The organism is Pseudomonas mosselii, from assembly GCF_019823065.1.
GTDB lineage: Bacteria > Pseudomonadota > Gammaproteobacteria > Pseudomonadales > Pseudomonadaceae > Aquipseudomonas > Aquipseudomonas mosselii.
The window spans coordinates 1724056-1744685 of the sequence record NZ_CP081966.1 but is presented as its reverse complement, the minus strand read 5'-3'; the positions used below and the strand labels follow the sequence as shown (position 1 = coordinate 1744685).

At 62.8% G+C, this 20630-nt stretch carries 19 protein-coding genes; 4 read left to right on the top strand and 15 right to left on the bottom strand.

Annotated elements, in window-relative coordinates; all coding sequences use genetic code 11:
* Positions 1 to 804, top strand: coding sequence for an aminoglycoside O-phosphotransferase APH(3'')-Ib (aph(3'')-Ib, locus tag K5H97_RS07875; protein WP_001082319.1), 804 nt, complete (start codon positions 1 to 3; stop codon positions 802 to 804).
* On the top strand, positions 804 to 1640 hold the full coding sequence (locus K5H97_RS07870) for an aminoglycoside O-phosphotransferase APH(6)-Id (RefSeq protein ID WP_000480968.1): 837 nt from the start codon (positions 804 to 806) through the stop codon (positions 1638 to 1640). The genes aph(3'')-Ib and K5H97_RS07870 overlap by 1 nt, the downstream gene beginning before the upstream one ends.
* 123 nt (positions 1641 to 1763) lie before the next feature.
* On the opposite strand, the gene K5H97_RS07865 is transcribed toward K5H97_RS07870, so the two are convergent.
* The 3 genes from K5H97_RS07865 to K5H97_RS07855 all read right to left on the bottom strand — a co-directional run bounded on the left by K5H97_RS07865 (position 1764) and on the right by K5H97_RS07855 (position 3485).
* Complete coding sequence (locus K5H97_RS07865; protein ID WP_028690953.1) at positions 1764 to 2129, bottom strand: DUF3742 family protein; 366 nt, start codon at positions 2127 to 2129, stop codon at positions 1764 to 1766.
* Positions 2130 to 2213: 84 nt separating this feature from the next.
* Entirely contained in the window at positions 2214 to 2846 is a 633-nt protein-coding gene (locus K5H97_RS07860; protein WP_028690952.1) for an RES family NAD+ phosphorylase, read from the bottom strand.
* Between the two features lie 12 nt (positions 2847 to 2858).
* Positions 2859 to 3485 carry a hypothetical protein gene (locus tag K5H97_RS07855; RefSeq protein WP_023657212.1) on the bottom strand — a complete coding sequence of 209 codons (627 nt, stop codon included), beginning with the start codon at positions 3483 to 3485 and terminating at the stop codon, positions 2859 to 2861.
* A 319-nt stretch (positions 3486 to 3804) separates the two neighbouring features.
* On the opposite strand from K5H97_RS07855, the gene mobH reads away from it, so the two are divergent.
* The gene (gene mobH, locus K5H97_RS07850; RefSeq protein WP_028690951.1) at positions 3805 to 5649 is read left to right on the top strand and encodes a MobH family relaxase; all 1845 of its coding nucleotides are present in this window, start codon (positions 3805 to 3807) and stop codon (positions 5647 to 5649) included.
* Between the two features lie 80 nt (positions 5650 to 5729).
* Here the strand turns inward: mobH and K5H97_RS07845 are convergent, their stop codons facing one another.
* The 12 genes from K5H97_RS07845 to K5H97_RS07790 form a co-directional block, all read right to left on the bottom strand.
* Positions 5730 to 8381 carry an excinuclease ABC subunit UvrA gene (locus K5H97_RS07845; RefSeq protein WP_028690950.1) on the bottom strand — a complete coding sequence of 884 codons (2652 nt, stop codon included), beginning with the start codon at positions 8379 to 8381 and terminating at the stop codon, positions 5730 to 5732.
* 25 nt (positions 8382 to 8406) lie between these two features.
* Entirely contained in the window at positions 8407 to 10272 is a 1866-nt protein-coding gene (gene nhaA / locus K5H97_RS07840; protein ID WP_028690949.1) for a Na+/H+ antiporter NhaA, read from the bottom strand.
* Between the two features lie 60 nt (positions 10273 to 10332).
* Positions 10333 to 11646: a replication-associated recombination protein A gene (locus K5H97_RS07835; RefSeq protein WP_028690948.1), complete on the bottom strand. Its 1314-nt coding sequence runs from the start codon at positions 11644 to 11646 to the stop codon at positions 10333 to 10335.
* 51 nt (positions 11647 to 11697) lie between these two features.
* On the bottom strand, positions 11698 to 13005 hold the full coding sequence (locus tag K5H97_RS07830) for an NAD(P)/FAD-dependent oxidoreductase (protein ID WP_028690947.1): 1308 nt from the start codon (positions 13003 to 13005) through the stop codon (positions 11698 to 11700).
* Between the two features lie 18 nt (positions 13006 to 13023).
* Positions 13024 to 13854 (bottom strand): S-formylglutathione hydrolase, encoded by an 831-nt coding sequence (gene fghA / locus K5H97_RS07825; RefSeq protein ID WP_023464790.1) that lies wholly within the window; start codon positions 13852 to 13854, stop codon positions 13024 to 13026.
* Positions 13855 to 13912: 58 nt separating this feature from the next.
* Entirely contained in the window at positions 13913 to 15247 is a 1335-nt protein-coding gene (locus tag K5H97_RS07820) for a DUF3422 family protein (protein WP_023464791.1), read from the bottom strand.
* Positions 15248 to 15429: 182 nt separating this feature from the next.
* Positions 15430 to 15828 (bottom strand): VOC family protein, encoded by a 399-nt coding sequence (locus tag K5H97_RS07815; protein WP_023103885.1) that lies wholly within the window; start codon positions 15826 to 15828, stop codon positions 15430 to 15432.
* Positions 15829 to 15871: 43 nt separating this feature from the next.
* Positions 15872 to 16981 (bottom strand): S-(hydroxymethyl)glutathione dehydrogenase/class III alcohol dehydrogenase, encoded by a 1110-nt coding sequence (locus K5H97_RS07810; protein WP_011871467.1) that lies wholly within the window; start codon positions 16979 to 16981, stop codon positions 15872 to 15874.
* A 59-nt stretch (positions 16982 to 17040) separates the two neighbouring features.
* Positions 17041 to 17316, bottom strand: coding sequence for a formaldehyde-responsive transcriptional repressor FrmR (gene frmR / locus K5H97_RS07805; protein WP_028690946.1), 276 nt, complete (start codon positions 17314 to 17316; stop codon positions 17041 to 17043).
* A 282-nt stretch (positions 17317 to 17598) separates the two neighbouring features.
* The gene (locus K5H97_RS07800; RefSeq protein ID WP_028690945.1) at positions 17599 to 18489 is read right to left on the bottom strand and encodes a carbon-nitrogen hydrolase family protein; all 891 of its coding nucleotides are present in this window, start codon (positions 18487 to 18489) and stop codon (positions 17599 to 17601) included.
* Positions 18486 to 19094 carry a GNAT family N-acetyltransferase gene (locus tag K5H97_RS07795; protein WP_028690944.1) on the bottom strand — a complete coding sequence of 203 codons (609 nt, stop codon included), beginning with the start codon at positions 19092 to 19094 and terminating at the stop codon, positions 18486 to 18488. Before K5H97_RS07795 ends, K5H97_RS07800 begins: the two co-directional genes overlap by 4 nt.
* Before the next feature lies 1 nt (position 19095).
* Complete coding sequence (locus K5H97_RS07790; RefSeq protein ID WP_023103882.1) at positions 19096 to 19503, bottom strand: ketosteroid isomerase-related protein; 408 nt, start codon at positions 19501 to 19503, stop codon at positions 19096 to 19098.
* 154 nt (positions 19504 to 19657) lie between these two features.
* Here K5H97_RS07790 and K5H97_RS07785 point away from each other — a divergent pair, with 154 nt between their 5' ends.
* The gene (locus K5H97_RS07785) at positions 19658 to 20563 is read left to right on the top strand and encodes a LysR family transcriptional regulator (RefSeq protein ID WP_023103881.1); all 906 of its coding nucleotides are present in this window, start codon (positions 19658 to 19660) and stop codon (positions 20561 to 20563) included.
* Positions 20564 to 20630 lie beyond the last annotated feature (67 nt).

The window sequence follows — 20630 nt, the reverse complement described above, 5'->3', positions numbered from 1 at the left end:
TTGAATCGAACTAATATTTTTTTTGGTGAATCGCATTCTGACTGGTTGCCTGTCAGAGGCGGAGAATCTGGTGATTTTGTTTTTCGACGTGGTGACGGGCATGCCTTCGCGAAAATCGCACCTGCTTCCCGCCGCGGTGAGCTCGCTGGAGAGCGTGACCGCCTCATTTGGCTCAAAGGTCGAGGTGTGGCTTGCCCCGAGGTGATCAACTGGCAGGAGGAACAGGAGGGTGCATGCTTGGTGATAACGGCAATTCCGGGAGTACCGGCGGCTGATCTGTCTGGAGCGGATTTGCTCAAAGCGTGGCCGTCAATGGGGCAGCAACTTGGCGCTGTTCACAGCCTATCGGTTGATCAATGTCCGTTTGAGCGCAGGCTGTCGCGAATGTTCGGACGCGCCGTTGATGTGGTGTCCCGCAATGCCGTCAATCCCGACTTCTTACCGGACGAGGACAAGAGTACGCCGCAGCTCGATCTTTTGGCTCGTGTCGAACGAGAGCTACCGGTGCGGCTCGACCAAGAGCGCACCGATATGGTTGTTTGCCATGGTGATCCCTGCATGCCGAACTTCATGGTGGACCCTAAAACTCTTCAATGCACGGGTCTGATCGACCTTGGGCGGCTCGGAACAGCAGATCGCTATGCCGATTTGGCACTCATGATTGCTAACGCCGAAGAGAACTGGGCAGCGCCAGATGAAGCAGAGCGCGCCTTCGCTGTCCTATTCAATGTATTGGGGATCGAAGCCCCCGACCGCGAACGCCTTGCCTTCTATCTGCGATTGGACCCTCTGACTTGGGGTTGATGTTCATGCCGCCTGTTTTTCCTGCTCATTGGCACGTTTCGCAACCTGTTCTCATTGCGGACACCTTTTCCAGCCTCGTTTGGAAAGTTTCATTGCCAGACGGGACTCCTGCAATCGTCAAGGGATTGAAACCTATAGAAGACATTGCTGATGAACTGCGCGGGGCCGACTATCTGGTATGGCGCAATGGGAGGGGAGCAGTCCGGTTGCTCGGTCGTGAGAACAATCTGATGTTGCTCGAATATGCCGGGGAGCGAATGCTCTCTCACATCGTTGCCGAGCACGGCGACTACCAGGCGACCGAAATTGCAGCGGAACTAATGGCGAAGCTGTATGCCGCATCTGAGGAACCCCTGCCTTCTGCCCTTCTCCCGATCCGGGATCGCTTTGCAGCTTTGTTTCAGCGGGCGCGCGATGATCAAAACGCAGGTTGTCAAACTGACTACGTCCACGCGGCGATTATAGCCGATCAAATGATGAGCAATGCCTCGGAACTGCGTGGGCTACATGGCGATCTGCATCATGAAAACATCATGTTCTCCAGTCGCGGCTGGCTGGTGATAGATCCCGTCGGTCTGGTCGGTGAAGTGGGCTTTGGCGCCGCCAATATGTTCTACGATCCGGCTGACAGAGACGACCTTTGTCTCGATCCTAGACGCATTGCACAGATGGCGGACGCATTCTCTCGTGCGCTGGACGTCGATCCGCGTCGCCTGCTCGACCAGGCGTACGCTTATGGGTGCCTTTCCGCAGCTTGGAACGCGGATGGAGAAGAGGAGCAACGCGATCTAGCTATCGCGGCCGCGATCAAGCAGGTGCGACAGACGTCATACTAGATATCAAGCGACTTCTCCTATCCCCTGGGAACACATCAATCTTACCGGAGAATATCGTTGGCCAAAGCCTTAGCGTAGGATTTCGCCCTCTCCCGCAAACGACCCCAAGTAGCGCGGTGCCGATCAGTCGTCGGTGTACAACTCGTGCGACGTATCGTTGTACAGATTGGGATCGTAGCCGGGTGTCTTGCGCAGTTCGGTGAGGTCGGTGAACGGCCACTCGTCTTCTTCCGATGTATTGGCAGCCGCCGCCCATCCCGCCACCACGACTCCCAGCAACACGAGTGCGAACCAGAAGGCGGCGTAGAGCAGCGCGCCCAGCACAGCCAGCTTGACCACCCACAGCAGCACTGTGGCACCAACCGAAGGCACCCCTTTGGCCACCAACCAATTCGATACCCGCCGTTCGCCACGCGCATAGACGCGCCATCCGCGGCCAAAGGTACGGCCGAGGCGTTCTGCGGTACTGGTGCGGGTCGTCGTGTTCATGGTCGTCTCCTGCTACTGAGGAATGCCTATTCCTGTTTGCTCCACTTCATTCCGTTTCGGGCTTCAATGTGTTTTCTTGCTGCTTCAGGACGCTTCGTCATCCGGTTCCACCGGGCCGGGGTCGGGCTCCACGCCGATGCGGTAGGTGGCAACGAAACGCGGCCAGTCCACATGGTCAACCAGGTCGATGTCCTCGACAACGCTGACCTTCGTTCCCGCACGCTCGAACAGGGCGATGCTCGCGGCGGGATAGTTGTTGCGCGACGGATAGAGCACCCCGTCGAACAGCGGCTGGCCGTCGTCGCCGACCATCGCATGCACCTGAGCGGACACCTGCTGCGTGTGCGTGTAGTCGCGGCTCGCCAACTGCTCCAGATTCAGGCCGAAGTAGCCCGCCATGACGCCCGGCGCCGTGAGGTCGGCCAGGAGCACGTCGTCCAGCACGCCCACGGCGCGGACCATCCGGGCGTGGACCTCCTTCAGGGCGATGGAGCGCTTCGTGTCTTCAAGCCACTGGTGCTTGTGAAACACCGACTCCATCAGCGCCGTGGGCAGGTCGCGCCCCAGGTAGAGCACGCCGTAGGCCCCCGCCGGGTCATCGTAGCGATTCGTGCTGCTGCGACCATAGTACAGCGGGCTGCCCCGATAGACGACGCGGCTCACATGCTGGAGCAGTTCACCGGCATCGATCAGGAACGAAGGCAGCTCGTGGCTCATGGCGATCTCGCTTCAATGCACCTGGACGCCCAGCACGTTGAACACGGCCTCGGCCACGTCATCGATCGTGCCATGCGTCACCGCATCCACCGGCGAGCGCCCACCCAAGCCTTCGAGCGGTTCGGACAGTGCGCGGTAGATCGTCCAGTGATCGATACCCTCGACCTCCTGAAGCACGGTTTGGGTCAACTGCTGTTTCACCGGGTCGAGCTGCCAGTCGGGCAGCTTCTGACCGCGCGGCCCCACGTTCAGCGCCAGCAGCCGACGCGCGAGGATGTCCTTGTAGATCTGCTGGCGCGACTTGTCCGCCAGCTTGGCGAACTCCGCGGGCGGCAGGTTGTGCGGCTGGTTGAAGGTTTCCAGCAGCACGGCGCGGCCTCGCTGGACGTCGGTTTCATTCGGTGCCCAGCGCGTGTCGGCGCGCAGCGCGGCCGCCTTGCGTGCAAGGGCCTGCCCAACGGTCTCCCCCTCCAAGTTGGCGGGCAGTGTCACCGCTTCCACACGCTCGTGGACGAACGCCTGCAACTCGGCCGCGAAAGCCGTGGCATCCCGGATTTCGACGGTATCCGCGAAGCGGCGTACATCTTCCACCGTGACGCGCGGCAGACGGTCGGCAATGAATTCAATGGCAGTGGGCATGGTCATCTCCCGAGTAGGTTTGGGACAGGATTCACTCTAGTCGCCTTTGTCGCGTCTGTCAACTTAGTCGCCTGAGTGAGAACAACCTACCTGGCGGAAGCAGCGTTCCCACAGCATAGGCAGAGGCCAGCGCCGGGTCGCCGTCCAATGCATTCGAGCGGGTTCCACATTGACGCTGGAGCCGCAACCCAGGCCTCGCTATACCGAAACGGTTAAAGGCCAAAGGGCCGAAATGGCAAGGGAATGGGGTGCAAGGGGAAAGGCCCTACCTCGAAAAGGCCAAAAGGCCTCCCGGTCGGCCCGTCATCAGGACACCCACATGCTTTCCCTGTTCCAGCGAAAACGGCCCCCGGTCGCTGCCGCACCGACGCCACCACCCGTCACCGCCCTCCCGAAAGGGCTGCTGCGTCCTGAGTCGGCCGCATCGCTGCTGGCCACCCCACGCCGGCAGAAGCTGCTGGAGCACATCTGGCAGCGTACCTCGCTCTCGCGTAGGCAATTCGCCACCCTGTATCGCACGCCCCTGGAACGCTATGCCGAACTGGTCCAGGCCTTCCCGGCCTCCGAGGCGCATCACCATGCCTACCCGGGCGGCATGCTCGACCACGGCCTGGAGATCGTCGCCTACAGCCTGAAACTGCGGCAGTCCCATCTGCTGCCCATCGGTGCCAGTCCCGAAGACCAGGCGGCCCAGTCCGAAGCCTGGACCGCCGCCGTTGCCTATGCTGCGCTGCTCCACGATATTGGCAAGATCGCCGTCGATCTACACGTCGAACTGGCCGACGGCAGTACTTGGCATCCGTGGCATGGCCCGCTGCACCAGGCGTACCGATTTCGCTACCGTGACGACCGCGAATACCGCCTGCACAGCGCCGCAACAGGCTTGCTCTATCGCCAACTGCTCGACCGCCACGTCCTGGACTGGCTCAGCGACTATCCGGCTCTCTGGGCACCGCTGCTCTATGTGCTGGCCGGTCAGTACGAACATGCCGGTGTACTGGGGGAACTCGTCGTGCAAGCAGACCGGGCGTCGGTGGCCCAGGAGCTGGGCGGCGATCCGGCGCGCGCCATGGCCGCGCCCAAGCACGCACTGCAACGCAAGCTGCTGGACGGGTTGCGCTACCTGCTCAAGGAACAGTTGAAGCTGAACCAGCCGGAAGCCTCCGATGGCTGGCTCACCGAGGATGGTTTGTGGCTGGTGAGCAAGACGGTTTCGGACAAACTGCGCGCACACCTCCTGTCTCAGGGGATCGATGGCATTCCTGCGAACAACACCGCCGTGTTCAATGTGCTGCAGGACCACGGCATGCTGCAGCCCACACCGGACGGCAAGGCGGTCTGGCGCGCGACCGTGACCAGCACGACCGGCTGGTCCCATTCGTTCACCCTGTTGCGTCTCGCTCCCGCGCTGATCTGGGAGTCTGGCGAGCGACCAGCACCTTTCGCGGGCACGGTAGAGATCGACGCGACGCCCGCGGAAAACGACGCCAGCATGTCGGCTCCCGCGCCTACCGTCTCGGTGAACCCAGCGCAGGGAGGTCAAGAGCCTCCGATTTGGGAGGGCGACAGCACCACCATCGTTTCACCGCCCGCAGCCCAGCCCGTGCCCGACGTCATGGAGGATTTGCTCGCGATGGTGGGCTTGGGTGAGTCGGCCGGCGTTGGCCAGGATGCCGAGGAGTTCCTCCACACCCCCGCGCCAGCAACAGCCGCGACGTCCATTCCATCGCCTGCACCTGCACCCGCGCCTACGCCTGGGTCATCGGCAACGAAGCCATCCGGGGAACAGTTCATGGTTTGGCTGAAGCAGGGAATCGCCTCACGACGGCTCATCATCAACGACGCGAAGGCACTCGTGCATACGGTGAATGACACGGCCTACCTGGTCAGCCCGGGTGTGTTCCAACGCTATGCGCAGGAGCATCCCGAAGTGGCCGCACTCGCCAAGCAGGAGAGTCAACAGGATTGGCAGTGGGTGCAGAAGCGCTTCGAGAAGCTGCAGCTACATCGAAAGCAGCCCAATGGCCTGAACATTTGGACCTGTGAAGTCACGGGCCCGAGGAAGTCCCGCCGACTGCATGGCTACCTCCTCGAAGATGGGTCCTTGGCACTCGCCGAAATACCGCCCAACAATCCCTATCTTGCTCTGACTCAGGAAGGATGACGCGATTCGGGCATTGATCGCCACCGTCGTGTGGCGACGATCAATGCCCCGCGAAAACTGGCAACATTTGGCGAACTGAGCTACTCGGCCCGCGCCAACTCCTGTGCAAGGAACGGAGCGGTTCTGCTGCCAGACGTTCGGGCCACCTGCTGAGGGGAGCCCGCCACCACGATGCTGCCGCCGGCAGCGCCTGCACCAGGCCCCACGTCGATCACCCAATCGGCCTGGGCCACCGCGCGCATATCGTGTTCGATCATCACTACGGTATTGCCGGCATCGACCAGGCGCTGCAACTGCACCAGCAGCCGGTCGGCGTCCGACGCATGCAGCCCGGTAGTCGGCTCGTCGAGCACGTACAGGCTTCGGCCGCGCTGGCTGCGCTGAAGCTCGGTCGCCAGCTTGATACGCTGCGCCTCGCCACCGGAAAGCTCGGTGGCCGGTTGCCCCAGGCGCAGGTAGCCCAGTCCGATATCGCGCAGCAGTTGCAGTGGCCTTGCCACAGCGTCTTCACCCGCGAAGAATTCGCTGGCTTCGTCCACGGTCATCTGCAGCACCTCGGCGATGTTGCGCCCGTTCCATTGCACCTTCAGCGTGGCCTCGTTGTAGCGTGCGCCATGGCACGTCGGGCACGGCGCGTACACGCTGGGCATGAACAGCAGTTCCACGCTGACGAAGCCCTCGCCCTCGCAGGTCTCGCAGCGCCCCTTGGCGACGTTGAACGAGAACCGTCCGGCATCGTAGCGGCGGCGTCGCGCATCGGGCGTGGCAGCGAACAGCTTGCGCACATGGTCGAACAGGCCCGTGTAGGTGGCTAGGTTCGACCGCGGCGTGCGCCCGATCGGTTTCTGGTCCACCTGCACCAGACGCTGTACGGCGTCCACGTCGCCCGCCAGATGGCCGCCGGTCGCTTCGATCACTGCCGGCCCTTCGCTGGTGGCGCTTTCGGCTACATCGTCTTCCGGCTCGTGGCCCAGGTGCAGCAGCACCAGCTCCGGCAGGGCCTGCGCGACGAGGCTGGACTTGCCCGAGCCGGAGATGCCGGTGACGGCCGTCAGCACGCCCAGCGGAATGCGTGCGTCCACGCCATGCAGGTTGTGGCGGTGGACGCCCTGCAGCTCCAGCCAGCCGATCGCTTCGCGTGCCCGGCTCCCCGGCGCGGGGATCTCGTCGAACAGGTAACGGGCGGTGCGCGATTCGGCAATCTTGCGCAGGCCATCCGGCTCGCCACTGTAGAGCACGCGGCCGCCACGCTCCCCGGCATCCGGCCCGACATCCACTAGCCATTGCGCGCGGCGCATCAGTTCCAGGTCGTGCTCCACCACGAACACCGAGTTGCCTGCGTCGCGCAGCCGATCGAGTGCGTCGTACAGGGCCTGGCTGTCGGAGGGGTGCAGCCCCGCCGAGGGCTCGTCGAGCACGTACACGACGCCGAACAGCAGGGAACTCAATTGCGTAGCCAGCCGCAGGCGTTGCAACTCGCCAGCCGAAAGCGTCGGCGTGGCCCGGTCCAGCGTCAGGTAGCCCAAGCCCAGCCCGCGCAGTTGGCGCAGGCGTGCCATCACGCCACCGGCCAGGCGCTGCGCGGCGAGGCGCTTTTCTTCCGACAGCGCGGAGGTGCGGCGCACGTCGGGCGATACCGCGTGTACGGCACGACCGGAGGCCGCGCGTTGGGCACGGTCGCGCCGGGTCGCTTCCTTGTCCGTAGCCGCCCCCGCTGCATGGGCGCGGAAATCACCCTGGGCAATGGGTTCGAGCAAGGCCGCCAACTGGTCCAGCGGCATCTGCATGAACGCGCCGATGTCCACGCCGGCGAAGGTGACCGACAACGCCTCGGGCTTGAGCCGCTTGCCGTGGCAGGTGGGGCACGGCTTGCCCTCCATGAACCGGGACACGCGCTTTCTCATCAGCGCGCTCTGGGTGTTGGCAAAGGTGTGCAGCACATACCGGCGAGCACCGGTGAAGGTGCCCATGTAGCTCGGCTCCATCTTGCGCTTGAGCGCGGCGCGGGTCTCGGCGGGCGTGAAGCCGGCGTACACCGGCACCGTCGGTGTTTCCTCGGTGAACAGAATCCAGTCGCGATCCTTCTTCGGCAGGTCCTTCCACGGTCGGTCAACGTCGTAGCCCATGCTGACCAGGATGTCGCGCAGGTTCTGGCCTTGCCAGGCGGGGGGCCAGGAGGCGATCGCCCGCTCGCGGATGCTCAGGGAGGGATCGGGCACCATGATGGCCTCGGTCACCTCGTACACATGGCCCAGGCCGTGGCAGGTCGGGCACGCTCCCTGCGGCGTGTTGGGCGAAAAATCCTCGGCGTACAGCATCGGCTGGTTGGCTGGGTAGGCGCCGGCGCGCGAATACATCATCCGCACCAGGCTGGACAGGGTGGTCACACTGCCCACGGAGGAACGCGCGTTGCTGGAGCCACGCTGCTGCTGCAGCGCCACCGCCGGCGGGAGGCCGTCGATCGCATCGACGTCGGGCACGCCGGCCTGGTCGATCAATCGCCGCGCATAGGGGGCCACCGACTCGAAGTAACGTCGCTGAGCCTCGGCATAGATGGTGCCGAAGGCCAGCGAGGACTTCCCGGAGCCGGAGACTCCCGAGAACACCACGAGCGCGTTACGCGGGATGGAAACGTCCACCTCTTTGAGGTTGTTCTCGCGCGCCCCGCGCACCTGCACGAGGCCGCTGGCCGCAGCGGTACAAGAGGATTCACCGAAAGAATTGTTTGGCATGTTCTTATCCTGTAGTTCGTCCCGCTCAGGACGGGACTTCCTGAGTTCGTGGGCCGCGGCGACTGGCTTCGAGCGCCGCGGTGACAGTGCGGGCGTCGTAGCTGCCGCGCAGACGACGACCCTCGACGAAGAACGTCGGCGTGGCGTGCGCACCGCTGGCGACCGCACTGGCGAGGTCGCGCTCGACACGCTCGATCACCGCGGTGCTGTCGAGATCCGCGATGAACCGTTCGACGTCGAGCCCAAGCTCGGCGGCGTAGCCGATCAGATGCTCGCGCTCCAGCGCATGCTGACGGGTGAACACGAAGTCCAGCCACGGCCAGAACATCCCCTGGTTCGCCGCTGCCTCGGACGCCCGCGCGGCGATCGGCCCGTGCGGGTGGTGCGGCAGATGGCGCACCACATACCGCAGGTCGTCCCCGAAGTGGGCACGCAGATCGTCCCAAGAACCGGTCGCGTGCGCACAGTACGCGCACTCGAAGTCCACGTACTCGACGAGTGTGAGCTGGGCGTCCTCCGGCCCGCGGATGTGATCGATCTCCGGATCGACCGGTGGCTCAAGCACCATCGGCAGGTCAGCGGTCTTCTCACCCCACCGCTTGGCGGCGACCTTGAAGATCAGCCACCCGAGCAACGTGGCGAACACCATCGACACGAGCACGCCGACCGTCGCCTGGCGGCCCAGGTCGGAGGTCGTGCCGAACGCGAGCCCGATGATCAGCAGCGACACGGTGAAGCCGATCCCGGACAGTGCCGCACCACCGAACACGCTCCCCACCCCGACGCCCTCGGGCAGCCGGCCCAGGCCGAGACGGACGGCGACGAGCGTGATGAGCCCGATGCCCACGAGCTTGCCGAGCACGAGCCCTGCGATGACGCCCCACGTGACTGGCGAGCCGAAGGCCTCGGCGAGCAGCCCGCCACGCACGTCCACTCCGGCGTTCGCCAAGGCGAACACCGGCACGATCAGCAGCGCCGTCGGCAGCCGCAGGAACTCGTGCAATCGCTCGTTCACCGAGATACCCCGGGACAGCCCGCAGTCCACCGCGCGGGCCGATGCGGCACTCGGAGACTGCCAGAAGTCGCGGAACAGTTGTTTTGCCGCGACGACCTTGTGACGTTGCGTCGCGTAGGCGGGGATCAGCAGCCCCGCGGCCATCCCGGCGAGAGAGGCATGGATGCCGGAGTACACGGTTGCGAGCCACAGCACGATCACGATCAGCACATACGGCATTGCCCGCCACTGGCGGGTGCGCCCTAGCCACCACAACGCAACGAGACTGGCGAGGGCGATCAACAACGGGACGATCCGAATCTCCTCGCTATAGACGATGCCGATGATGGACACGGCGAGGAAGTCATCGACCACGGTCAGGGTGAGCAGGAACACGCGCAACTGACCGGATAGCCGCGGGCCGACGATCGCCAGGGTGCCCAGCATGAATGCCGTATCGGTGCCGACCACCGCCCCCCACCCGTGCAGGCCTTCACTTCCGGCCAGCCCCACGATCAGGACATACACCAGCGCGGGAAGCACGACACCTGCGACACCCGCGATCAGAGCGAGACGGGCACGGCTGCGGTCCCTGAGCGATCCGTGGGCGAACTCCTGACGCACCTCCAGGCCGATCAGGAAGAAGAAGACCACCATCAGGCCGTCGTTGACCCAGTGATGCAGATCCATGTGCATGCCCAGCGGCCCGAAGTCAAACCCGACGTCCAGGTGCCACAACGCGAAATAGGCATCGGATAGCGGCGAGTTCGCCCACGCCAGCGCCACGACCGTGACGATCACCAGCAGCACCGCAGCACCAGACTCCGTGCGCAGATAGCGGGCAACGCGTCCCCGGCTGATATTCGCCGAGGATGCACCGAAAGAAGTGGCTGACATGTTCTTATCCTGTTCCTGTAGTTCGTGAAGTCGCGATGAGCCGGTTTCGGAGGCGACCGGTCAGGCGTCCGCCTCTGGCAGCGTCCCATCATCCAGCGAGCGCAGCCAAGTAAGCCTTTCTCCCAGCCTGCGCTCAACACCTCTGTCCGTTGGCTGATACCAGCCCGGCCGCGCCACGCCCTCGGGAAAGTAGCTTTGCCCAGCGGCATAGCCGTTGGGCTCGTCATGGGCATAGCGGTAGCCTTCGTGATACCCCATCTGCTGCATCAGCTTCGTCGGCGCATTGCGAAGATGGAGAGGCACAGGCAGGGAGCCGCTGTTCTTGACGAAGGCCTTCGCCTTGTTCCAGGCGGCATAGGCAGCGTTCGACTTGGGGGCGGCAGCAAGGTAGGTCGCCGCGTGGGCAATCGGTATTTCGCCTTCGGGGGAACCCAGCCTCTCATAAGCCAGCGCGGCATTGAGCGCCAGTTGCAGCGCCTGCGGGTCGGCATTGCCGATGTCTTCGCTGGCCACCACGATCATGCGGCGCGTCACCTGGCTGACGTCGCCGCTGCCGTCGAGGATGCGGGCCAGCCAGTACAGGGCCGCGTCGGGGTCGGAGCCCCGCAGCGACTTGTGGAAGGCGGAGAGCTGCCAGTAGAACTCGTCGCCGCCCTTGTCGAACCTGCGCAGTGATGGGCTGGTGGACAGTTTGGCAAACTCGCCATCGACCACGGCCTTGCCCGCGCCCGACGCAGCATTCGTCACCTGCTCAAGCAGATTGAGGAAGCGCCTGCCATCGCCATCGGCAAAGCCCTTGAGCAGATCCAGCGCGTCCGCGTCCAACGTGACGCCCTGGAGATGCGGCAGTGCGCGTTCGTAGAGCTGGTTCAGTTCGTCGCCGGACAGCGGTTCGAGGGTATAGACCTGCGCGCGTGAGAGCAGAGCGGAATTGACCGCCAGCCCCGGATGCTCGGTCGTTCCCCCCACCAGGGTCAGGAGCCCCGACTCGACATGGGGCAGTAGGGCATCCTGCTGCGCCTTGTTGAAGCGATGGATCTCATCGACGAAAAGCACCGTCGATCGACCATGGTTGCCCAGTTCTGCCTGGGCCTCGTCGATGGCTTGCCGGATGTCCTTCACCCCGGCAAGCACGGCCGAGATGGCGATGAATCGGCTGTCGGTCGCACTGGCGGCCAGGCGCCCCAGGGTGGTCTTGCCCACGCCTGGCGGCCCCCAGAGGATGAACGAGTGCAACTTGCCCGCCTCGAACGCGAGACGAAGCGGCTTGCCGGGGCCGAGCAAGTGCCGTTGCCCGACGAATTCATCCAGCGTCTTGGGCCGCAGGAGTTCGGCCAAGGGAGGCTTGGGCTTTGTCGTGAATAGATCGGTCAAGTTCCTCTCCCTGGTATTTCTGATAGTTGACGTTCCGATAAGGTGTGCACCTCAATCCAGAGAGCCGGATTTATCCAACGCCGTGGGCTCTTTGTCGCTAATCGCATGCATGATGATGCGAGAGCCGCGGTAGCCGATGCTATGGTTCCATACCCAGCTCAACGCGACGCTGAGACGATTTCGCGTACCGATCAGAAAGTAGATATGCGCGAGCTTCCAGATCCACCACGCAAAGGCTCCACGCAGCTTAACCCGCCCCATGTCAATTACGGCCAGGCTGCGGCCGATGGTGGCCAGGTTCCCCTGATGCCGGTATTTGAAAGGCCCGTCAGCGGGCTTGCCTTTCAAACGCCGTCCAATGAGGTTGGCGACGTACTTGCCTTGCTGTTTGGCGGCGGGGGCGATGCCCGGTACGGGCTTCCCATCAGCCATGGTGCACGAGGCGGTATCGCCGATGGCGAAGACCTCCGGGCGACCGGCCACCGTCAGGTCGGGACCAACGACCACTCGACCCGCACGATCAGACGCAGCACCCAACCAGCGAGCCGCGGGAGACGCCTGGACGCCGGCGGCCCAAACGATGGTCTTGGCCGAAAGAGGCTTGCCGCCATACACCACGCCGTCGGCCGAGCATTCGGTGACCGGCGTACCCAGCACGACCTCGACCCCGAGCTTTTCGAGTGCCTGGCGCGTATAGGCCGAAAGATCCTCTGGAAAGACGGACAACAGACGCGGGCCCGCCTCGATCAGTACAACCCGGGACGTGCTCGGGTCGATCGAGCGGAAGTCACGCGCCAGCGTGTCTCGTGCAAGCTCGGCGATGGTCCCGGCCAATTCAACCCCGGTGGGACCACCACCGATGATGACGAACGTCTGCAGCGCGGCACGCTGCTGAGGATCGCTCGTGCGCTCGGCCTCCTCGAAAGCCGCGAGGATTCGGCCTCGAATGGTCGTGGCATCTTCCAGCGTCTTCAACCCCGGCGCGAAAGCCCCCCATTCGTCGTGTCCGAAATAGGCATGGGTAGCACCTGTCGCGAGTACGAGCGTGTCGTAGGTTTGGCGCGAGCCATTGTTGAGAATGACCTGACGCGCGTCCTGGTCGATACCTTCCACTTCCGCCATCAAGGTGTTCACTTCCGGGCGATTTCGGAATAGATAGCGAATAGGCCAGGCGATCTCGGATGTCGAGAGAGATGCCCCTGCGACCTGGTAAAGCAGCGGCTGGAACAGGTGATGATTGCGCCGGTCGATGATCGTCACATCGACCTCGGCACCAGCAAGCTGGTTGGCAACCTCGATCCCGCCGAAGCCCGCTCCGATAATGACGACGTGATGTCGGTTTTTGGAGGTCTTTGTCATGACCTGATCTCCTCTCTCTCAGCGTTTCAGCGCCGATGCGTGGTGTGCCATATGCTCGCCAATGAAACTGGCAATGAAGTAGTAGCTGTGGTCGTAGCCTGGGCGCAGATTCAACGTGAGCGGGTGCCCCGTCTCGTCGCAGGCCTTGCGCAGCAGATCGGGCTGAAGCTGACTCTCCAGGAACTCGTCGCCCAAACCCTGATCCACCAGCAGCGGCAGACGCTCCTGCACGGTGCGAATCAGCTCCACGGTGTCGTACTGCTTCCACGCCTCCCGGTCGCTGCCCAGGTACGCCTCGAAGGCCTTGTGTCCCCAGGGAACCTGGGTGGGCGCGACGATGGGCGAGAAGGCCGAGACGCTTCGATAACGGCCCGGGTTGCGCAGGGCGATGACCAGAGCACCGTGTCCCCCCATGGAATGGCCGCTGATGCTCCGCTCCGCTGTCACGGGAAAGTGGGCCTCGATCAGCGCCGGTAGTTCCTGCACCACGTAGTCATACATCCGATGATTCGCAGCCCAGGGTTCCTGCGTGGCGTTGACGTAGAAACCTGCCCCCTGTCCGAGGTCATAGGCGGGATCGTCGGCAACGCCTTCGCCGCGAGCGCTGCTATCGGGCGCGACGACGGCAATGCCATGTTCGGCTGCGTAGCGCTGGACGGCGGACTTGGTGATGAAGTTCTGCTCGGTGCAGGTGAGGCCTGAAAGCCAGTACAGCACCGGCACCTTGCCGTGCTGTGCCTGCGGAGGCAGATAGACGCCGACTTTCATCGTGCAACCGAGCGTCGTGGATTCATGCTGATAAACGTCCTGCCAACCATCAAAGCTGGCGTGATGTTCGATGCGTTCCATGGTGTTCTCCTATGTTCAAAGGAACGGCGCAGCTCTCGCGCGCCAGGACGGCAGCTCGTCAGGAAGATTTCTCTTCCGCTGCCGTGTCGCCGTGGGCGTGTCTGATCCTGCGCACGATCCACCAGATCGTCAGCATCACCGCAGGCACCAGAACCGCCATCACCGGCGCCACGCTGTCGTGAACCATCGGAATGCCCTTGAGCAAATAGCCGAGAAGACTCACGACGTAATAAGAAATTGCCGCGACCGACAGGCCTTCGACGGTTTGCTGAAGGCGCAATTGCATCTTGGCCCGGTTGTTCATCGACGCAAGCAGATCGCGGTTCTGGCGTTCAAGCTCGACGTCGATCCAGGAACGCAGCAACGCGATGGCCCGGGTCAGCTTGTCGGAGAGCTTGGTCTGGCGCTCCTTTACGGATTGGCATGTCCGCATGGCGGGAGCGATGCGACGCTGCAGGAAATCCGCCCAGGTGCAGTACCCGGATACGGCCTCTTCCGAAAGCGCTGCCAGCCTTTCCTCGACGATCTCGTAGTAGGCACGGCTGGCGCCGAAGCGATAGAGATTCGCCGCAACGCCAGCTTCCAGCTCGGCAGCCAGGCCGGTCAATTCGGACAGCAGCACGTCGCTGTCGCGCCGTTCCACCAAGCTCGTACACATCTCGTCGGTGATCGCCGCAAGGCGCGACTCCATGCGTCGCAGTTCCGACGTCATCGATCGTGTCAACGGCAGGGACAGCAACGCCAAGGTGCGGTAAGTCTCGATCTCCAGCAGACGTTGAGCCAGCGCACCCGCCCGCGCCGGGGTCAAATCGCGGGCCAGGACGAGGATCTGCGTCAGGCCATCCTCATCCTGTCGAAAGTCGGTCAGGATGGCGGCAGAGCCGTTCTCCACCAGCGAGTAGCACAGGCTGGCAGGATCGAAGCGATCGACCTCCTTCTCCGTTTCCGGCGTCCACGGAAGAAGTCTCAAACGGATGCCGGATACGACCGGGCCGGGAGGAACAAATCCATGCTTGAACGGATTTTCGCCGCACGGCTCTCCCGTCTCGGAATCCAGCGAAGCGCACCAGAGATACGTCGAGAACTCGGTGTGCTTTTCGCAGTGCAGGTCTCCTTCATCCCATGTCACGCCGTGGAGCGGCGTAGTATGGTCGGGTTCGGCAACGCCGAAGCGATGAGACAACTCGCTCATCGCCATCTGATCCCTGGCCTGGTCGCCTTCGGTCATGAAAGCGAGCTGCAATATGCCGCGGGGGGCCTGAATCAAGAGATGCGGGCGCGCGTGCACTTCACCCACGGCGGCAGCACGATCGGTATAGGCCGGCATGCCGTACACGGTGGCGGTCGGGGTGGGTTGTACGGTCGTCGTATTGATGTTGGCCGGCTCTTTCATAACGACCTCATTTCTTCTTGGTTGAAAAACACGCTTCAAAGCAAATGCCCGCAGCCATGCGTTTCGCACATGGCTGCGGGCCGATCTTCATGAGCGGGCACCGCTCTACACGGTCCGTCTAATAGGCTCGCCGTGTAGAGGCTTGTGCTGGCCCTTTCAGAACGCCCTCAGCTTCCTAGCTTTCAGACGAAGGTGTACGAGCAAACCTTGTTGCCCGCCGGATCACGCAGGTAGGCCGCATAGGCACCCGGCAGGTGGCCACGCGGGCCAGGCTGGCCCTCGTCGGTGCCGCCTGCGGCAAGGCCGGCGGCGTGGAAGGCATCCACTTCGGCGGGAGTGGCGGCCGCAAAGCCGACCGTCACGCCGTTGCTGGAAGGCGCTTCACCATTGCCCGGACGGGCGATGATGAAAGCCGGCTTTTCGCGACCGAAAAGCACCCATCCGTTGCCGAAAGGACCGAGGTTCTTGATGCCGAGAGCACCCAGAGCGGCGTCATAGAACGCGGCCGACTTCTGGACGTCGGCGGCGCCGATGAAGACGTGCGAGAAGATGCCGTCGCCGGAAATGACAGGATTGGACATGGTTAATTTCCTTGGTGGTTGGTGTTGAATGGATAGTGAGTGATCAGTAGTGGATCACCGTGCGAATCGACTTGCCTTCATGCATCAGGTCGAAGGCGTGGTTGATCTCGTCGAGACCCATGGTGTGAGTGACGAACGGGGCGAGATCGATCTCGCCTTTCATTGCGTCTTCCACCATGCCCGGGAGTTGGGTGCGCCCCTTGACCCCGCCGAAAGCCGACCCCTTCCAGGTCCGGCCGGTGACCAACTGGAACGGACGGGTCGAGATTTCCTTGCCGGCCCCGGCGACGCCGATGACGATCGACTGGCCCCAGCCGCGGTGGGCAGCTTCCAGAGCCGAACGCATCACGTTGACGTTGCCGATGCACTCGAAGGTGTGATCGACACCCCAGCCAGTCATCTCGATCAGAACCTCGTGAATCGGCTTGTCGAAGTCCTTCGGGTTGAGACATTCGGTCGCGCCGAAGGTACGAGCCAGTTCGAACTTCGCCGGATTGGTATCGATGGCGATGATGCGGCCCGCTTTGGCCTGGCGTGCACCTTGAATCGCAGCGAGACCGATGCCGCCGAGGCCGAAGATGGCCACCGAGTCGCCGGGCTGTACCTTGGCCGTGTTGTGCACGGCGCCGATGCCGGTGGTCACGCCGCAGCCCAGCAGGCAGACGTGCTCGGGGTTGGCGTCCGGGTTGATCTTGGCCAGCGAGACTTCGGCGACGACCGTGTATTCGCTGAAGGTCGAGCAGCCCATGTAGTGGTAAAGCGGCTGACCGTTGTACGAGAAGCGAGTCGTACCATCGGGCATCAGCCCCTTGCCCTGGGTTGCGCGAACCGCGACACACAGGTTGGTCTTGCCGGACTTGCAGAACAGGCACTCGCCGCATTCGGCGGTGTAGAGCGGAATGACGTGATCGCCAGGCTTCACGCTGGTCACACCTTCACCCACCTCCACGACGATACCCGCACCTTCATGACCCAGCACGACCGGGAAGAGACCTTCGGGGTCGTCGCCCGACAGGGTGAAGGCGTCGGTATGGCAAACGCCGGTATTCGTGATCTTGATGAGCACCTCGCCCTTGCGCGGCGGCTCGACGTCGATCTCGACGATTTCCAGCGGCTTTCCTGGCCCGAAGGCAACTGCTGCACGTGATTTCATGATGTCGCTTCCTTTACTAGCTAACTAAATTTGCCCTCACCGAGGGCACCCTGGTGCCTCTATCGCAGATAGGAGCGGACGATAGAGATGGTCTCGTCAATGGACTTGTTCTGCGAATCGCTCCTGATTTCGCTACTGGGAAATTCTTCCCGCAGATAGCTCTCCAGAACGGTTGCCATCAATCCGTTGACTGCCCCACGAACGGCCGCAAGCTGCTGAAGAATTGCAGGGCATTCCGCACCTGCATCAAGCGTTTGCTCAAGAGTCGCTACCTGACCTTTGATGCGCCGGATGCGCGTCAGTGCTTGCTTCTTTTCTTCCGGACTGTGTGGCATCGAACACCTCTCTACTTGGGTACACCGCCGCATTATACAATACTCCCCCATAGTATATGCGGCCGAACTTTGCCACAAATTCTGTGCTCTTCGAGCACTCTTACAGGCTAGTACAGGTTTGTTCCCAAGAAGCGCAAAACATTCAAATCAATGAATATTTCTTGCATGTATCGACAGCATCGGGGCAAGTTCAAAACTGGTCAAACTGGAAAAATCTATGCGCAGATAGATATGACCTATCTAAGCCGACTCATCGAGTTGAAGCTATCAAGATGAGACCGGCTAGGCGACCTGATGACCCGAGTGTCGAGCTTTCCGCAGTGCAGGCAACATCTGTCCGTCCCAGTCACGATCGACCGCAACCTGGGCCTGTTCTTGGTTTCGTTCGAGTGCTTCAACGTCAAGATCACCGATCGCCCATGTCTGCGTGCCGCAAGTAGTCGCGAGAATGCCATCCTCGGGGAATCCACGATCCATGGGTGCATAGATCGTGGCCTCGCCAGTGTTCGTGTCCAGCGCCGGACTCCAGTCAGCAGCTCCGGTCGTCACGGCCTGTGCGACGAACATCCGGTTCTCCAGTGCCCGCGCCATGCAGCCCACACGAACCCGGGTTGCACCTGCCCTCGTGTCCGTACAGCTCGGGACCAACAGCAGGCGTGCACCCGCCTCTCGCTGGGCTCGCACGGGCAATGGAAACTCACTGTCGTAGCAGACAGCGATGCCGGCACGCACGCCATTCAGGTCGAACACTTTGAGTTCGTCGCCCCCCTCGATGACGCCAGTGTCTTTCTCGAACCCCGTCAACTGCAATTTGTCCTGGTAGTCACGCGTGCCGTCCGGCGCAAACCACCACGCCCGGTTGCGATAGCGATCCGGTCCAACCCGGGTCAAGAACGTACCGGCCTGAATGGTCATGCGCAGCTCGCGCGCCAGGTCGGTGTACAGGGCCAGCCACGCAGGCTGCAAGGCCTGCAGCGCGGCCAGCGAGGCGTTGAAATCCTGGCGGATGCCAGGCTCGAACATCGCAGCCAGTTCGAGGGACAGATATTCTGGCAACACGGCCAGTTCCGCTCCGGCACGGCTCGCCTCCTCCAGAACCCGCCGCTGCCGCGCTGCGAATGCCTCGAAGCCCGTGGGCTGACCCACTGCGTATTTCGCAACTGCTACTTTCATTTCGCGTTCTCCAGGGAGCGCAGCCACATCGTGAGCGTCTGCTCGGTTTCGCTCGGCTCACCCACCTGTTTCCAGGGCAGCGTAACCTTCATGTCCGACTGCCGCACGTAGCCACGACGGATCCAGAAGGGATCATTACTGCGGTAGTTGGAAGGACGCCGGGGATCGTCGTCTGCTCGATCCACCGACGCGAACGATGTCCACTGCATGCCGCCCAACGAACGGGCATGCGCTTCGCGTTCGTCAAAGAAGCGATGGCCCAGGCCAAGGCCCCGGAAGGCCGGGAGCAGGACTGATTCGCCGCAGTAAAACACTGCCTCCATCGGGATTCCTCGATCGGCGAACGGCACCTGGAAGGCCGGCTCCGCATCGCCGAGCGGCAATCCCGTGGACGCACCCACGACCACGTCATCAGCGAGCGCGAGTACCAGCAGGCTGTCTGCCGAACGGGCGTACATAGCGAGGTAGTGCTTCTCGTATTCGGTGTCGCCCTCGTACAGGTAAGGAAAGCTGCGGAAGACGCTCGCCCGCAGGCCTGCCACGGCATCGAACCATTCGGCAATGTCCGGACCACGATGAACCAGCACCTGCACGTCGCTGGTCATTTCAGGCGTCCCCTCCAACCTGTGCGATCCAGTCGCCGAGGTTGTAGTAGTTGGTGACACGAGCGATCTTGCCATCGCGGATCTCGAAGAACGCGCCGCCCGGCAGCACGTAGCGCTGGCCCTGGGCTTCCGGCAGCCCGTCGTCCGTGACCTTGTATTCGCCATGCACCACGTACTCCGCGCCTGCACACAGGCCGTCGGCGCTGACCATCACCACGATCCCGCGCAGTTGCTCGCCATAGCAGCGGTCCATGCGCTGCAGGAAGGCGCGGAAGGCTTCGCGACCGACCTCACGAGCGCCCTGGTTCAAGTCGTGCGCGACGTCATCGGTCAACATTGACAGCATGGCCTCGCGGTCACCGCGGTTGAAGGCGTCGTAGTAGGCAGTGATGAGAGTCGCAGCGTTCATTCGCGTTCCTTATTGGGTTGTTCGGAGCGGAGCATTCCGGGGTGTTGTCAGTCTGGGCAACCGCGCCTCCCTTGTATATGGAATTGTTGCGATTTTATAATTCCACAATCTGGAACAATTAACGAGCAGCGAAATCGGCCATAAGGCGTGCGTCATGAACAAGGAAATGGAACTACTGCGCATCTTTCGGGTGGCGGCCGAAAGCAGCAGTTTTCGCGATGCGGCCGTCCGGCTGGGGACTTCTCCGCAAGGTGTAACCCGTGCCATCCAGCAACTGGAGCAACACTACGGCGAGGTGTTGTTTCATCGAAGCACGCGCCAGGTGCGCATCACCGCCTTCGGCGAAGGGCTGCTAGACCAAGTGCGCCCCGCATTGGAGCGGTTCGAGGATCTGTGGCGAACGCCTGGCTCCGACCAGCAGGCCTCTCTGTCCGGTACGGTTCGCATCACCGCACCGCACAGCTTGGGCACCAGAGCGGTGCTACCGGCACTGGAGCGCGTGGCCGCGCGCCATCCCGGCATCACGCTGGATGTGCGCCTGTCCGATCGCATCAGCAATACGGTTGACGAAGGGATTGACGTCGGGATCAGGGTCGGATTCATGCGCGATAGCCGCTTCGTCGCACGCAAGGCCGCCGACATGAGACTCCCCATCGTTGCCGCTCCGCGCCTGATCAAGAAAGTGGGCGTACCTGCAAACATCGATGCGCTAAGCAGCCTGCCAGTTACCGTGGCCTTGGATATCAATACCGGCCGTCCCTGGCCTTGGCACTTCAAGGCGGGACGCCAGTGGACACCTACCGCACCCACTCTCGTCGCAGACAATGCCGACATGGAAATGGGAGCGGCGCTGGCCGGGATCGCGTTCGCGCAACTGGCGGACTACATGGCCGCCCCCTACATTGCCAGCGGGAAGCTCGTGCGAGTGCTGGAGAACGAAGAACCTCCGGCATGGGGGTTGTACGTCTATCGGCCTCAGCGTGGCCCCATTCCGGGAAGGGTTCGAGCGGTATTTGATGAAATGCTGGTCGCCGTTGGATCGTTGCCAGCTTTGCGCTGACACGTCGCAAGACGCTGTAGGGCACACACCTTGGAAAGCGGGGCACTGAGCCTCGGCGGCTCACCCC